The following is a 15,266-nucleotide window of genomic DNA, read 5'->3' on the forward strand; positions in this document are numbered from 1 at the left end:
AGCCGGACCAGGATGGCACAGCCTCAGGGCTGGAACAAAAAGGGAGGATCGTCACCCTGCTTGACAGTCTGTCCGGTCTTCGACACGATGAGCGCGTCCAGTTTGCAAGACGTTTTGCGTTACCTCGAAGTGAGGGCGATGAGCAAGGAACACCGTGTCGGCATCGCCGACGTGGCGGCCACCGCCGGGGTCAGTGTCACGACGGTCTCGCACGTGTTGAGCGGGCGACGGCCGGTGAGCGATCGCACCAAGGCCAAGGTTCTGCGCGTCATCGACGAACTGGGGTACCGCCCCGATCCCTCGGCGCGAGGTCTGCGGACGGGACGCAGCGAGGCGGTCGCCCTCGTCGTCTCCGACGTTACCAATCCGTTCTACCCGCTCATGGCAGCGGGGCTGCAGGAGGTCCTGCAGCCCGAGGGATTCCTGATCTCGGTCTGTGTGGCCCAGGGGACCTCCCACGATCTGGACACGGTGATCCGCCACCTGCTCAACCGCAGGGTCGACGGCATCGTCATGGCGTCGTTGAACGCCCAGGAACACCACTTCAACGCCATCACCGCCGCGGGGACCGCCCTGGTCCGGCTCAGCGGCGAACTGGACCCGCGCTTCGGTGACATCGTGCGCGCCGACGACACCGGCGGCATGGCCGACGTGGTCACCCATCTTCTGGAACGTGGTTACCGCAGGATCGGCATGGTCAACGGCGATCCCGACAGCTCGCCCGGTCGACTCCGACTGGCCGGGTACCGCCGTGCCCTGCGCGACTTCGGTCTGGAATCGGACGAGAACCTCATCACCACCGGGCCGTTCACACGTGCCGGAGGGGCACGTGGCGCCCACCGACTGCTGGGCATGGACCCGATGCCGCAGGCCCTGGTCTGCGGCAACGACCTGATGGCCGTCGGCGCCCTGGACGCGATCCGGGAGAGGGGACTGTCCGTCCCCGGCGACATCGCCGTGACCGGCTACGACGACATCGAAGCCGCCTCACTGCTCTCGCCGCGACTCACCACCGTGCACAACCCCGCCTTCGAAATCGGTCGGGCCTGTGCCCGCCTCTTCCTCGATCGCCTGTCCGGATCCTCGGTCGAAGGCGTGCGCGAGGTCGTGCTCCCACAAAAACTCATCGTCCGCGAATCGACCTGACGACCAAAAGGACCCCCGTGACCTACCAACTTCCCCGCCGCGACATGTTCAAGCTCGCGGGTGGGGCCTTCGCCGGAGCCTGGCTCCTGTCGGGCTGCGGAAGCTCCGGCGGCGGTTCCTCCGCCGGTGTCGAGTACTGGGGAGCCTTCCCCACGCCGGAGACCGAGGAATACTTCCGCACGCACTTCATCGACAGCTTCAACGAGTCGACCGAGTACACGGCGCGGATGAGCACCAAGCAGCTCACCGACCTGGCGTCGCTCACCGACACCGCGGTCTCCTCCGGCAACGCGCCGGACATCATCTACTCTCCCGGTCCGACCACCTCGGTCACCTACGCGCAGGGCCTCAAGACCCTCGAACTGGACGACTTCTCCGCCCAGTACGGCTGGGAGGACCGTCTCCTGCCCTGGGCCACCCAGCTGAGCCGGGTGGACGACCGCCTGTACTCGGTGCCCACCAGCTACGGGTCCATGGTCATGTACTACAACCGGGCCGTCTTCGAGGACAACGGCTGGACCCCGCCCACCACCAAGGCGGAGTTCGAGGAGCTGTGCGAGGACGCCGACTCGCAGGGTCTGATGCCGGTCGGAGCGGGCAACAGCGGCTACCCCGCGCAGAGCGAGTGGTACCTGACCTGCCTGCTCAACGCGGCTCTGGGCCCGCACATCCTCTACGACGTGCTCACCGGTGACCGCGACTGGACCGACGCGGCCGTGGTCGACGCCATCAGCCTCATGAAGGAGCAACTGGACAAGGGCTGGTGGGGTGGCGGGGCCGACCGCTACTTCACCAACACCGACCCCGACCTGTGCACGGGGCTGGCCACCGGTGACGTGGCGATGTACATGAGCGGCACCTGGAGCTTCAGCTCGATGGGCACGTTCTTCACCGACTCCGGCAACGACCCCGAGGACTGGGACTGGGCCCCGCTGCCCTCCCTGTCCGACGACGTCGACCCCGGCGTCTTCCCCCTCGCCATCGGCACCGCGCTGTCGATCGACTCCAGCACGGACGACCCCGAGGCCGCCGCCGCGTTCCTGGACCACATCATGGGTGACACCACCCGTTCCCTGGAGTACCTCGCCGACCAGGGCGAGAACCCGCCCCCGGTCGCCTACGAGGCCTCCGACTTCCCCGAGGGCACCGACCCCCGGGCGCAGCGTCTCTACGAGCAGATCCCCACCTCCGACAACCTCGGTTACGCGAGCTGGACCTTCCTGCCGCCGGAGACCAACACGGCCCTGTACACCGAGTTCGACAAGGTCATCACCGGTGACCTGTCGCCCAAGGAGTACACCGAGGTCCTGGACGCGACCTTCCGTCAGGAACTGGGTGCGGGCGGGGTTCCCACCCCCTTCACCCCGCAGTAGACAGGAAACGGAAAAGACCCACGGGATGTCCACCATCACACCCGTGGCCGGTGAGGGAACGGCCGCGCCGTCTCCCTCACCGGCCCGCCGCGACCGGCGTCGACGCCTCAAGGGGCTGCTCTTCCTGGCACCCCTGTTGGTCGTCAACGTCCTGGTGATCGCAGGTCCCGCGCTGACCTCGGTCGCCTACTCCTTCACCGACTGGGACGGCATCAACACCCCGTCCTTCGTCGGATGGGACAACTACGCCTCGCTGGTAGGCGACGAGGCCTTCCGCAACGCGCTCTGGCACAACCTGTTGTGGACGCTGTTCTTCCTCACGGTGCCCATGAGCATGGGGTTGTTGGGCGCCTACCTGCTCAGCCGGGTCCGGCGGGGTCAGCTCCTGTTCAGGATCCTGTTCTTCATCCCCTACGTCGTGGCCACGGTGGTCTCCGCCGCCGTTTGGCGGCAGATCCTCAGCCCCACGGCCGGGATCATCCCCGTCCTGGACTCCTTCGGGGTGCCCTGGGTCGGCGGACTCAACCCGCTCGGTGACCCGGATCTGGCCCTGGGGGCCATCGCCCTGATCAACAACTGGCAGTGGTGGGGCTTCCTGGTCATGCTGTTCCTGGCCGCCATGCAGTCGGTCAACCCGGCCCTGTACGAGGCCGCGCGCCTGGACGGCGCCGGACGCTGGCGCGAGTTCTGGCACGTGACCCTGCCCGGAATCCGCCCGACGCTGGTCTTCCTCCTGCTGATGACCATCATCTGGTCGTTCCTGGTGTTCGACTACGTGTACATCCTCACCCAGGGTGGTCCCGCCGGATCCACGGACATGCTCAGCACCCTGCTCTACCGCACCGCGTTCAGTGAGGGCCGTGCCGGACACGCCTCCGCCGTGGGCGTCGTCATGGCCCTGATCAGCGCCACCACCATCGCCGGTTACCTCGTGCTCCGGCGCCGACTGCGCTGGGAGGTGTGATGACGATCGACCACATGCGGCGTCCCCTCCGGCGGCGCCGCGCGACCTCCTCCCGCCAGGGCGGACCGTTCGTCTACCTGCTGCTCGTCCTGCTGGCCCTGTACGCCATCGGCCCGATCCTGGTGCTGCTCTTCAGCGCGCTCAAGAACCCGGCCGAGATCAGCACCAACCCGATGGGACCGCCCGCGGAGGCGGCGTGGGACAACTTCCTCACCGCCTGGCAGAACGCGAACATGGCGGTCGGCCTCTACAACAGCGCGATCATCGTGCTGGCCACCGCCATCGGTGTGTGCCTGATCTCGGGTGCGGCGGCCTACGCCATGGTCCGGCTGGACGTGCCCGTCCCCGGGGCGTTGACGATGTACCTGCTGGTGGTGACGGCGCTCCCCATCCAGCTCTTCATCGTGCCCCTGGTGAACTGGTGGACGCAGTTGGGGCTGTACGACACGCAGTTCGGGCTGATCCTCATCTACTGGGCGATCTACAGCCCCTTCAGCACGCTGCTGCTCAGGTCGTACCTCATCGCCATCCCGCCCGACTACGAGGCCGCGGCCCGGATGGACGGAGCGGGCGAGCTGACCGTGTTCTTCCGTATCGTGCTGCCGCTGATCTGGCCCGGTGTGATCACGGCCGGTCTGGTCGCCGCGCTCCAGGCCTACAACGAGTTCCTCCTGGCGGTCACCTTCATCCAGGACAACGAGGCGCTGCCGGTGTCGATCTCCCTGTACTCCTTCCAACAGGGCTTCACCGTCAACTACGCCTTGGTCAGCGCGGCCGGAATCATCATGATCCTGCCGGTGCTGCTGCTCTTCCTGGTCCTGCAACGCCGTTTCGTGGAGGGATACGCCTCCACCGGCATGGCCAACTGACCAACACGGGCGTCCTTACGGGGCCGCCCTCCACGCGGAGTGGGAATGCGTCCGCCGTCCTTGGACGTCTTCCCGCTCCCATGAGGGGGAGGGCGGGCCCGGGTGGTGCACCACCCGGACCCGCCCTCATCACGTCGGGCCCACTCTTCCTGTTCCGCGGGGGCGGACAGGACGGGTGGGCCCGACGCTGTGCGGTGGGGCCTCCATCCGGTCCGGCGACGCGGGCGAAGGATCCTCGATGCCGGCGGTCGGGTGCGGGCGGACGCGTGGGTCCACTCGTGCCCGACGGCCTCGATGACGTCGCAATTCCGGCCGAAAGACAGGGGTGTGACGGGTTCTTCATGGGGTTTCCGGAATGGCCCGCGCTGTGCGGGGGAGGACGTCCTCACCGCTCGGTACGACCGGTCCGGTCGTCGGCTCGTCATCCGTCCGCCGCCGGCCGTATCGACCCCCGCATCCGGTGCACGCGCATGTCGGTGACCCACCGACCGGTGCCCGTGTGGCCCGGGCGAACCCGGATGCCGGACCCGAGGACCCATGGACCTCGCCCTGATCGCGATGGTCCACCGGTGCACAGAACAGCACGGAGAGGATGGAACGGTTTGCCGAACTCATCAGGGGCGCGTGTCGGCCCCCGCGTCGCCGCCTCGGCGCTCGTCATCGCCCCCGCACTCGCCCTGGCCGCTCCGGCGCACGCCGAACCGACCGCCGACTGCCTCGCGGAGGACGGCGCCACGGTCGAGGAGGAGCGCGTCACCGAGGACGTCCCCCAGGAGATCCTCGCCCGGTCCGGCGCGGATGCCGCCGTGGACCGCTTCACGGAGGAGCTGTGCTCCACCTCCGACCTGGAGGAGGCGCGCACCGTCGTGGAGGACCACGCGGACGCGCTGTGGCGGGAGGCGGTCGACCGGGTCCAGGGGACCGAGGACGTCGAGGGCGACCTGAGCGCCGGGGACGACCGCCCGCTCTACTGGGCGCGGCTGGGTATGACCTCGGCCCTCAACCGCTGGGCGCCCGACTTCGAGGTGGACGCGGACGCCCGTGCCGAACTCGTCGCCGCCCTGGAGCGCGGCTCCCGCGGTTTCCAGGGCACGGATGCCGCCGACACCGTCGCCGGCTATGACGAGACCGAGGTGACGCGGGTCGTGGTGACCGGGTTCGACCCGTTCCGCCTCGACTCCGACGTGCGCCAGGCCAACCCCTCCGGCGCTGCGGCGCTGGCCCTGGACGGCGCGGTGTTCGAGACCGACGACGGCGTCGCGGTCGTCGAGTCCATGCTCTTCCCGGTGCGGTGGCGCGATTTCACCGACGGCATGGTCGAGGAGGCCCTGCTGCCGCACTACACCGGTGACCGGCCCGCCGACGCCGTCATCACCGTGAGCCAGGGGCGTGACGGGCGGTTCGATCTCGAAGCGCACAACGGTGCCTGGCGTGGAGGGGCCCTCGACAACGAGATGACCGGGACCCCGGAGACGGCCCCGATCCCCGAGGGCGTCCCCACGGTCAGCCCGCAGCCACAGTGGTCGGACTCCACCCTGGACCACGGCGCCATCATCGAGCGGACCACCGGGGAGCCCTTCCCCGTGTACGACAACACCGAGGTGACCGAGATCCCCGAGGGGGAGACGCGGCCGGTGACCCGACCGGACGGGCCCACCCCCGGTTCCACCGCGCGGGCCGGGGGCGGCGGGGACTACCTCTCCAACGAGATCGCCTACCGCAACACCCTGCTGCGCGACGCCACCGAGCGGGACATCCCCGCCGGGCACGTCCACACCCCGATCCTGCACCTCGGTGCCGGTGACGGTGTCACGGACCCGGAGTTCGAGGAGAACCGCACGGCCATCGCCGAGCAGGTCGCCGAGATCGTCGAGGCCGCCGTGCGGTCCTGACCCTCGGGGCCGGCCGCGTCCACCGGGGCGACACCGGTGGACGCGGCCACCCTCGTACCGGTGACCGTGGCACGTCACGACACCCGTCGGTGACGTGCTCCGGTCACCACGGGGTGCGTCCGCCGGGTTCTAGGCCGGCCGGTCGAAGCGGGGGACCCGGGAGAACAGTTCGGTCACCTCGCCCGCGACCTCGGCCGGTGCCGCGCCGCGACGGAAGAGGATCGCCGGACCCGGCGCGTGCGGCTGCACCGCCTCGCCCCCGACGACCGCCTCGGCCACGCCCGAACCCGCGCCCCGCACCCGCAGGTGCGCGCCCTCGCGCAGACCGAGGACGTCCACGTCGTTGGCTTCCAGGAACTCCCGTAGGCGGGTTTCCCGGGTCTCGCCCTTGTGCGTGGAGTCGGGGTCGGCGTCCAGGTAGTGGGGGTTGATCTGGAAGGGCAGGAACCCCAGAGTGGCGAACGAGGCCGGTTCGACGATGGGCATGTCGTTGGTCGTGCGCAGCGTCGGCGCGGTGATGTTGGTGCCCGCGCTGGCCCCCATGTACGGCAGACCCTCGTGCACGCGTCGGCGCAGATCCCCCATGAGACCGGTGCTGTGCAGTGTGCTGACCAGTCGGAACGTGTTGCCCCCACCCACGAAGACCGCGTGGGCCTGGTCGAGCACCCGCGCGGCGCCCGGGTCGGCGGGGACCCCGATCACGCGCAGCCCCCGCGCCTCGAAGGCCTGCGCCACCCGGGCGGTGTACGCGGCGTGGTCGCCGTCGGCGAACGGCACGAAGGCCACGGTGTCGCGGCCGTCGAGGAAGTCCTCCACCGTCTCCCACGCGTGGTCGAGGTAGCCCCGGCCGTGGTTGGTGGAGTTGGACAACAGCAGCAGTTCCGGCATGGTCTCGCTCTCGGGTGGTGGTGACGGGGACGGAGGGTCCGATCAGGGGGAGGCGGGACGCCCGACGGGACGGGCGCCGTGTCCACGTCTCCATCTGCGCGTGGGCGGCGCGGGACGGCGGTTGGACAGCAGTCCGGTCAGCTCCTCGGCCGCCGCCGACAGCGGTGCCAGGTGATCGAGCAGGTCGTCGTCGTGGTCGGAGTGCTTGTTCTCCACCAGCGTCAGGGAACCGACCGGGCGTTTGCCGCCGAACACCGGGACGGCCAGCGCCCGGGAGGCCGCGTCGTACTCGCCCTGGGAGAGCGCGTGCCCCTGGGACACGGTCGCGTCGAAGAGTGTCTCGACCTGGTGTTCGTCGAACGGTGTGAGGTCGGAGAAGCGCGCCGAGGGGCGGCCCGACAGCAGGGTCCTGCGTTCGGCCGGGTCGAGGAAGGCGAAGTAGGCGCGGGAGGTGGCCCCGGCGTGCGCCGGATACAGCTCGTCCACGAACGGGTGCGAGCGGCGCGGCCCCTCCGATCCGCTCACCGCCGCGATGCACCGTACGTGCGCGCCGTCGGGGACACAGAACAGGCCGGTGCGTCCGCTGTGCCGGGCGAGCTCGGTGAGCAGGGGTTCGGCCAGTCCGGACAGGCCTCCGGACCGTTCCCACAGGCCGGCCATGCGCCACATGGCGGGACCCATGCTGTACCGGCGGGTGTCGGGGTCGGCCCGCAGGAACCCCTTGCCGGCCAGGGAGGCCAGGAGACGCTGGGCCGTGGACTTCGACAACCCGAACTCGTCGGCGAGTTCGAGGACCCCCCAGCTCGTCCGGTACTCGTCGAAGCTCAGAAGGACGTCGAGTGCCCGATCGACCGTCTGCAAGGGGCCGACGCGATCGGTGGATCCGGTGGACATGGTGCTCACCCTATGGCGGCCCGGGGACGGCGTGCCTCCCCCTGCCGGATCGAAATGTGATCTTAACTCCCAGATAGTGGGAAACTTTTGCCCCGGTGGAGGAACGAGAGGCAGCCTGGGCGTGACGGGCCGGGACGCGGCGGTCGCGCCCCGCAGGCCTTTGACCAGTGACACTCCGTCCTCGACGGACGCGAGCCATCCCCGAAGGACACACATGGAACCGTCGGCATCCGGTTCGTCCACCGAACCGCAGAACCCGGACGGCGCGCGTCATCCACGGGCGTTCGAACCCGTCGTCGTCATCGTCACCGTCCTGGTGAGCCTCCTCGGAGCGATCATCGGGATCCACATGATCACCACGTTGGGCGTCTCGCCCAACACCAGCGTGATCGGCGCCGTCATCGCCATGCTCATCGGCCGGGCCGGCTTCCTGGGACTGCGTTCCTTCCGCAACACCAACCGGCAGAACCTCATCCAGTCGTCGATCTCCGGTGCGACCTTCGCGGCGGCCAACTCGCTGCTCACCCCGATCGCCATCCCGTTCCTGTTCGGCCGTCCCGACCTGGTGTGGCCGATGCTGTTGGGCGCCTCCCTGGGGCTGCTCATCGACGTCTTCGTCCTGTACCGGGCGTTCGGTTCCCGCTTCCTGCCCGCCGACGCCGCCTGGCCTCCCGGGGTCGCCGCCGCCGAGACCATCAAGGCCGGTGACCAGGGCGGGCGTCAGGCCGCCATCCTCGTGGGCGGTGGCGTCGTGGGCCTCGGCGCGTCCTTCCTGGGCCTGCCGATGTCGGCGGCGGGCATCGCGATGATCGGCAACGTCTGGGCCCTGTCCATGTTCGCGCTGGGCCTGTTGGTGGCGCAGTACTCCCCGGCGACCATCGGGGTCGACCTCAACGCCCTCTACGTGCCCCACGGCGTGATGATCGGCGCCGGGGTGGTCGCCCTGGTCCAGATCGTCATCATCCTGGTCGGGCGCCAGAGCAAGAAGGAGGCCGACCGGGAGGCGGCCCGGGAGCGGGCCGCCGCCGAGGACCCGTCCCTGTCGTACACGGTCGGCCGCGCCTCCCTGGGGCGGACCCTGGTCTCGGGGTACGTGCTCTTCGCCCTGGGCGCCCTGGTCCTGGCCGTCGTCGGTGGGGTCTGGGCCGACCTGAGCGTGTGGGGCATCATCGGGTTCGTCCTGTTCGCCGCGGTGGCCGCCCTGGTCCACGAACTCATCGTCGGACTGGCCGCCATGCACGCCGGTTGGTTCCCGGCCTTCGCCGTCACCCTCATCTTCCTCATCCTGGGCCTGGCCCTGGGCATCCCGGGCGTCCCACTGGCCCTGCTCGTGGGGTACTGCGCCGCCACCGGGCCGGCCTTCGCCGACATGGGCTACGACTTCAAGGCCGGGTGGATCCTGCGCCGCGACCGCCGGCCCTACACCGCCTTCGAACTGGACGGGCGTCGACAGCAGCTCCTCTCCTCCATGATCGGCTTCGCGGTCGCCATCGGCATGGTCGCGCTGCTGTGGGAGGGACTGTTCGCCGAAGGCGCCGTCCCACCGACCTCTCTGGTCTACGCCGACACCATCAAGGCCGGGCTGACCGACCCGTCCGTGCTCATCAACCTGGCCCTGTGGGCGATCCCCGGAGCCATCGTGCAGTTGCTGGGCGGACCACGACGCCAGATGGGGGTGCTCCTGGCCACCGGACTGCTCGTCGCCACACCCAACGCCGGCTGGCTCGTCCTGGCCGGCCTGGCCGTCCGCCTCTGGTGGCAGCGTCGCCGCGGCGCGTCGGGCGAGCAGGAGATCGCGCTGGTCGGCGCCGGTCTCATCGCGGGCGACTCCGTCCACTCCGTCGGCACCATCTTCAGCCGCTGAACCCGGGAGACACCATGACACGACTCGGCGTCATCACCATCGGTCAGGCACCACGACCGGACCTGACCCCGGAGATCATCGCCCTGGCCCCCGACGCCACCGTGGTCGAGCGCGGGGTCCTCGACGGGCTCACCCGCGCCGAGATCGAGGCGAGGCCGATCCCATCGGGCGACCACGCCCTCACCACGCGCCTGGCCGACGGCACCTCCGTCGTCCTCGGCGAGTCCCTGGTGATGGAACGGTTGCCGGACCTCCTGGCGACCCTGGAACGCGAGGTGGACGCCGTCCTGCTCGCCTGCACCGGGGCCTTCCCCGCGCTGGAGCACACCCGGCCCCTCTTCGTCCCGGACCGGATGATCGCCTTCGGTGCCGCCGCGCTGCTGGGGGAGTCGGGGGTACTGGGGGTCGTGTGCCCCCTGGCCGAACAGCGCGAGGACACCGAGGCCAAGTTCGCCCGACGGCTGCCCTCGGGTACGACGGTCCTCACCGACGTCTGTTCGCCCTACACCGGGACGTCGAACGACCTGGCCGACGCCGCACGCCGCCTGGCCGAGACCGGCGCCGACCTGCTGGCCCTGGACTGCATCGGCTACACCGAGGACATGCGCGCCCGCGCCGCCGCCGCGTCCGGCCTGCCCGTGGTGCTGGCCCGCTCGGTGTGCGTGCGGCTGGCCTCAGAGGTCCTCGACTCCTTCGGTTCCCGGGCGGTGGTCGCGTGAGGATCGGCGTGATCAGGGTCCTCACCACCGAGGACCCGGTGGAACTGGACTCCCACGGACGTGTCGTCCGGGAGGAGTTCGGCGTGGACACCGTCTCGCGCTGCCTGCCCGACCAACCGCACGGGGTCCACGACGACGCGACCTTCGCCCGGGCCTCCGCGAAGGTGGTCGAGCTGGCCGCTCGGATGGAACGCGAGGACGAGGTCGACGCGCTCATCGTCAGCTGCGCCGCCGATCCGGGTCTGGCGGCGGCCCGATCCCGGGTGCGCCTTCCCGTCATCGGTGCGGGGGAGGCGGCGGCCCGGCGCGCCCTCGAACTGGGCTCGCGCGTCGGGGTCCTGGACCTGACCACCCGCACACCCGTCTCGGTCACCTCCGTCCTGGGCACCGCGCTGGTCGCCTCGCTCGTGCCCCGGGGGATCCGGCGCACCCACGACCTGCGCGGCGAAGCCGGTCTGCGCGCCTCGGTCGAGGCCGCCGACGACCTGGTCTCCCGAGGCGCGGACACCCTGATGTTCGCCTGCACCGGCATGACCACCATCGGGCTCGCCGCCCGGCTCACCGATCGGGTGAGCGTCCCCGTCGTCGACGCGGTCCGCGCCGCGGCGGGGGCCGCCGTACGCGCCGCCGGCGACTGACCTCGTTCGGGCCTCGTCCTCCACACGCGTCGACGGTGTCGCCCGCACACCCCACCGCAACCCATCACCGTGACCCGTGAGGTTTCGGGTCGCCCGACCGCCCGTGGGCGGTCGACCACAGAAGAGAGGGATCCATGTCCTGGAGCCACGTCATCGAGACCTATGACCTGCTGGACACCCCGGCCGCCGACGGGGCGACCGCGGCCGCGTACCTGCGCCGCCACGGTGCGGACGACGGCGAGGTCCACGTCGAGACCGTCGCGGGGTCCGGCGGCAGCACGGACTTCCTGCGCGTGACCATTCCGGGCACCGACGGCGCCACCGTGGGAGGCTCCGCCCCGACCTTGGGCATCCTCGGCCGCCTCGGTGGGCTGGGCGCCCGTCCCGAGCAGATCGGCTTCGTCAGCGACGGCGACGGTGCCCTCACCGCGGTCTCCGCCGCCGCCAAGCTCCTGGACATGCGCCGTCGGGGGGACACGCTGCCCGGCGACGTGGTGCTGGCCACCCACATCGACCCGGACGCGCCCACCCAGCCGCACGACCCCGTCCCGTTCATGGGGTCGGTCGTGGACCAGGACGTCAGCAACGAGCACGAGGTCCTGCCGGCCATGGACGCGATCCTGTCGGTGGACACCACCAAGGGCAACCGTGTCTGCAACCACCACGGCATCGCGATCACCCCGACCGTCGTGGACGGGTGGATCGTGCGCGTTCCCGAGACGCTGCTCGACATCGTCTCGCGCACCACGGGCCGCCCGCCCGTGGTCATGCCGTTGACCATGCAGGACATCACGCCCTACGGGAACGGGGTCTACCACGTGAACTCCATCCTGCAGCCGTCGACCGCCACCAGCGCACCGGTGGTGGGTGTGGCGATCGTGACCGAGACCGCGGTCGCGGGTTCGGCGACGGGGGCGACGGACCTGCGCAGCGTCGAGACGGCGGTCCGTTTCGTCATCGAGGCCGCCAAGGACTACGGTCGCGGCATCGCCCGGTTCGTCGACGCCGACGAGGTGCAGCGGCTCCAGGACCTGTACGGCAGCATGTCCCACCTGCGCGGAGCGGTCGGGGCGAGCGTGTAGGACCTGTGCGTCGCACCTCGGGTTCCGCAGGTGTGCGGGGCCCGAGCGCGGGCCGGAGCGTCGGCGCAGGCTCGCGCCACCTCCTGGCGTGGTGAAGGACCTGCCCGAAGCACGCACGGGCAGGGCGTGGGGCGTCGAGGCCCGTCGCGTGAGCGGCGACGACCTCGGCACCCTTCCTGCGCCCGGGTGCCGGTGCGACCCACGTGAGAAGCGCGGGGTCGTGCGATCCATGGTCCCCGCTTCCGCCCGAGGGGGAGGAGCCGAACCTCGGCCGCCACGATGGCGCCGGTCCGCGTCCCGGTCCGTGGTGACGCGGTGCGGTCCCGCCCGCGGCCGTGTCGGAAGCCCGCTTCCACGCGGAGGTTCCCCGTCACGGGGCACCGCTCCCGACCATCGTCGTCGGGGGCGGTGCCCGGACCGGTGGGGTCCTCGGGGCGGTCGCGTCGGGGTCGATGCCGCGCCGTCGCTCCGTGCGGGCCACGCGGCGGGAGGTCGGTGCCTCCTCTGACCAGGGCCGGAAAAGCGCTGGGCGGAGACCGTCGTAGAACGCTAGTGTTCCGGGCGACCGTCCGTACCCCGGCCGAAAGGCGACCCCGTGAACAGTGCCGTCACCCTCATCCGCTCCGCCGTCCTGTCCGACGCGGCGGAGTACGCCTACGCGGCCACGGTGCCGCCCGGCGTGCGCCTGATCTTCCCCGCCGGGGCCTGCCCGCTCAACATCGACGGCAGCACCGCCGCGGTCGGTGACCACGCCGGCCAGGCCGCGGTCTGCGTGGCCAACCTCCGCACCGCCCTCGCCGAGGCGGGTGCCGCGCTCACCGACGTGGTCAGTACCCGCGTGCTGGTCGCCTCCGACGCGCAGGACGACCTGGTGGCCGCCTGGGAGGTCGTCCGGGACGCCTTCGGGGAGCACGACGTGCCCAGCACACTGGTGGGCGTCACCGTCCTGGGCTATGACGACCAGCTCGTGGAGATCGAGGCCGTGGCCGCTGTGCGGGAGTGAGGCGGTGCGCCCCCGGCCCCGTCGGAGCCCGCCGGTCCCGGTGCTCGGCCCGGTCGGACGCGGGTGAACCGAGGGCTCGGGGAGCACCGTTCCCCGGTGACGATGCCCTCGACGCGCCCGGCGGAGTCCGTGATCATCGCGCCGTGCCCTCGGCACCGGTCGGTGGGGAGGGCCCCGCCTCCGAGGCCCCGCCCCGACCGCACCTTCGTGAATTCGTCCTGTGGACGACCACCACTCCGCCCTCGCCCGACCTACGATCAGGGGAGACCGGTTCCTCGAACCATGGAGGGTGCGCACGATGCGGGTTGATCGACTGTCGACCGAGGAGATCCAACGCGAACCCCTGGCCTTCGACGACCGGATCACCTCCGACGGACGCTTCGGACGTACCGCCGTGGCCGGCCGGTACCGCCTGGTCGTCAGTCGGGCGTGCCCTTGGGCGCACCGTGTGGTGATGACCCGGCGCCTCATGGGGTTGGAGAGCGTCGTCTCCCTGGCCGTGACCGACCCCCTGCAGGAGACCATCGACGGTGACCTGCACTGGGTCTTCACCGAACGGACCGGCAGCCCCCGGGACCGGGACCCCGTGTTGGGGATCCACGCCCTGCGCGAGGCCTACCTGGCCCGTGACCCCGACTACGACGGTGGGGTGAGCGTGCCCGGACTGGTGGACGTCACCAACGGCCACCTGGTGTCCAACGACTACGACCTGCTCTGCGTCGACATGGCCACCGAGTGGGGCGACCTGGTGCGGACCGGGGCCCCGGACCTGTATCCGCGGTCGTCGCGCGCGGAGATCGACGCGATCGGCGCCGAGGTCTACCGCGACCTCAACAACGGCGTCTACCGCGCCGGGTTCGCACCGGACCAGCGCCGCTACGACGCCGCCGTGCGGGACGTGTTCACCCGACTGGACGCACTGGAGGAGCGCCTGGCCGGGCGTCGCTACCTGGTCGGCGACCACGTCACCCTGGCCGACGTGCGACTGTGGTCCACCCTGGTGCGCTTCGACGCCGCCTATCACGGCCACTTCAAGTGCAACCGGCGCAAGCTCATCGAGTACCCCGCGCTGTGGGCCTACGCCCGCGACCTGTTCCAGACCCCGGGGTTCGGCGACACCACCGCACTGGACCACATCCGTGACCACTACTACGGGGTGCACACCGCCATCAATCCCAGCGGCATCGTGGCCGTGGGCCCGGACCCCCGCGGCTGGCTCACCCCGCACCACCGTGAGGAGTTGGGCGGGAGCCCGTTCGGCGACGGCACCCCACCCGGTCCCGTTCCGGAGAGCGAACGGGTCCCGCCCCTCGACGAGCAGGGCTGAGAAGCCGATCCCGTTCGCGTACTCCGTGCCGAGGTGACCTGGCGGATCCGCGCGTGCGCGGGAGCCTCCCCTCGTCCCATCGAGGCCGGCTGTTCCGAACGCCGAAGCCGTTGCCCCACCGGGCTCCTGGCGCGAACACTCCGGGAGATACGGTAAGGTTTTCCCTGTTGGCGACGCCGTAGGCGCCGCCCAGCGGCCGGGACGTAGCGCAGTTTGGTAGCGCACTTGACTGGGGGTCAAGGGGTCGTGGGTTCAAATCCCGCCGTCCCGACAGAGAAGTCGCAGGTCGAAAAGGGTCCACTTTCGGGTGGGCCCTTTTCCGCGTTTTCGGTGGGGGAGATCCGTGGTCGTTCGGGTTCGGATCCGCCGCCTGATCGGCGGCGTGGCACCCAGCGGTGGCTGGTCGGCGAGTCGGCGAAGGTCGCAGGCACGTGGGGGCAGGGGCGCCGGTGCTTCGCCTGTCAGGGGCATGGTCCGCCCCTCGAAGTGTACTGAGTGTACACTATCAAGCATGACGGAAATCCGGAGGGGACGCAGGCCGCGCGTCAGTATCGAGCGGCGTCGTGAACAGATCCTCGCTGCGGCGTTGAAGGAGTTCAGCCACAAA

At 70.6% G+C, this 15,266-nt stretch carries 13 protein-coding genes and 1 tRNA gene; 12 read left to right on the plus strand and 2 right to left on the minus strand.

What is annotated here, in order from left to right; genetic code table 11:
• Positions 1 to 138: 138 nt before the first annotated feature.
• The 5 genes from DSY14_RS10295 (at position 139) to DSY14_RS10315 (ending at position 6,244) form a co-directional block, all read left to right on the plus strand.
• On the plus strand, positions 139 to 1,146 hold the full coding sequence (locus DSY14_RS10295; protein ID WP_211716278.1) for a LacI family DNA-binding transcriptional regulator: 1,008 nt from the start codon (positions 139 to 141) through the stop codon (positions 1,144 to 1,146).
• A 17-nt stretch (positions 1,147 to 1,163) separates the two neighbouring features.
• A complete protein-coding gene (locus DSY14_RS10300) occupies positions 1,164 to 2,519 on the plus strand; it encodes an ABC transporter substrate-binding protein (protein WP_211716279.1) in 1,356 nt (451 codons plus the stop codon).
• A gap of 25 nt (positions 2,520 to 2,544) precedes the next feature.
• Complete coding sequence (locus DSY14_RS10305) at positions 2,545 to 3,483, plus strand: carbohydrate ABC transporter permease (protein ID WP_211716280.1); 939 nt, start codon at positions 2,545 to 2,547, stop codon at positions 3,481 to 3,483.
• Positions 3,483 to 4,352: a carbohydrate ABC transporter permease gene (locus tag DSY14_RS10310; protein ID WP_211716281.1), complete on the plus strand. Its 870-nt coding sequence runs from the start codon at positions 3,483 to 3,485 to the stop codon at positions 4,350 to 4,352. Before DSY14_RS10305 ends, DSY14_RS10310 begins: the two co-directional genes overlap by 1 nt.
• 602 nt (positions 4,353 to 4,954) lie before the next feature.
• Positions 4,955 to 6,244 carry a pyroglutamyl peptidase gene (locus DSY14_RS10315; RefSeq protein ID WP_211716282.1) on the plus strand — a complete coding sequence of 430 codons (1,290 nt, stop codon included), beginning with the start codon at positions 4,955 to 4,957 and terminating at the stop codon, positions 6,242 to 6,244.
• A gap of 129 nt (positions 6,245 to 6,373) precedes the next feature.
• Here the strand turns inward: DSY14_RS10315 and pepE are convergent, their stop codons facing one another.
• Positions 6,374 to 7,132, minus strand: coding sequence for a dipeptidase PepE (pepE, locus tag DSY14_RS10320; protein WP_211716283.1), 759 nt, complete (start codon positions 7,130 to 7,132; stop codon positions 6,374 to 6,376).
• A gap of 42 nt (positions 7,133 to 7,174) precedes the next feature.
• Positions 7,175 to 8,026, minus strand: coding sequence for an IclR family transcriptional regulator (locus tag DSY14_RS10325; RefSeq protein ID WP_211716284.1), 852 nt, complete (start codon positions 8,024 to 8,026; stop codon positions 7,175 to 7,177).
• A gap of 214 nt (positions 8,027 to 8,240) precedes the next feature.
• On the opposite strand from DSY14_RS10325, the gene DSY14_RS10330 reads away from it, so the two are divergent.
• From DSY14_RS10330 to DSY14_RS10360, 7 genes are all read left to right on the plus strand, one after another.
• Positions 8,241 to 9,890 carry an OPT/YSL family transporter gene (locus DSY14_RS10330; protein ID WP_211716285.1) on the plus strand — a complete coding sequence of 550 codons (1,650 nt, stop codon included), beginning with the start codon at positions 8,241 to 8,243 and terminating at the stop codon, positions 9,888 to 9,890.
• Between the two features lie 14 nt (positions 9,891 to 9,904).
• On the plus strand, positions 9,905 to 10,609 hold the full coding sequence (locus DSY14_RS10335; RefSeq protein ID WP_211716286.1) for an AroM family protein: 705 nt from the start codon (positions 9,905 to 9,907) through the stop codon (positions 10,607 to 10,609).
• Between the two features lie 8 nt (positions 10,610 to 10,617).
• On the plus strand, positions 10,618 to 11,247 hold the full coding sequence (locus DSY14_RS10340) for an aspartate/glutamate racemase family protein (protein ID WP_307851182.1): 630 nt from the start codon (positions 10,618 to 10,620) through the stop codon (positions 11,245 to 11,247).
• A gap of 134 nt (positions 11,248 to 11,381) precedes the next feature.
• Positions 11,382 to 12,329: a DUF1177 domain-containing protein gene (locus DSY14_RS10345; protein WP_211716288.1), complete on the plus strand. Its 948-nt coding sequence runs from the start codon at positions 11,382 to 11,384 to the stop codon at positions 12,327 to 12,329.
• Between the two features lie 595 nt (positions 12,330 to 12,924).
• Entirely contained in the window at positions 12,925 to 13,332 is a 408-nt protein-coding gene (locus DSY14_RS10350) for a RidA family protein (RefSeq protein WP_211716289.1), read from the plus strand.
• Positions 13,333 to 13,630: 298 nt separating this feature from the next.
• Entirely contained in the window at positions 13,631 to 14,659 is a 1,029-nt protein-coding gene (locus DSY14_RS10355; protein ID WP_211716290.1) for a glutathione S-transferase family protein, read from the plus strand.
• Between the two features lie 197 nt (positions 14,660 to 14,856).
• Positions 14,857 to 14,930: transfer RNA gene (locus DSY14_RS10360), tRNA-Pro, on the plus strand.
• Positions 14,931 to 15,266: the final 336 nt, after the last annotated feature.

The organism is Nocardiopsis sp. MG754419 (genome assembly GCF_018207095.1).
GTDB lineage: Bacteria > Actinomycetota > Actinomycetes > Streptosporangiales > Streptosporangiaceae > Nocardiopsis.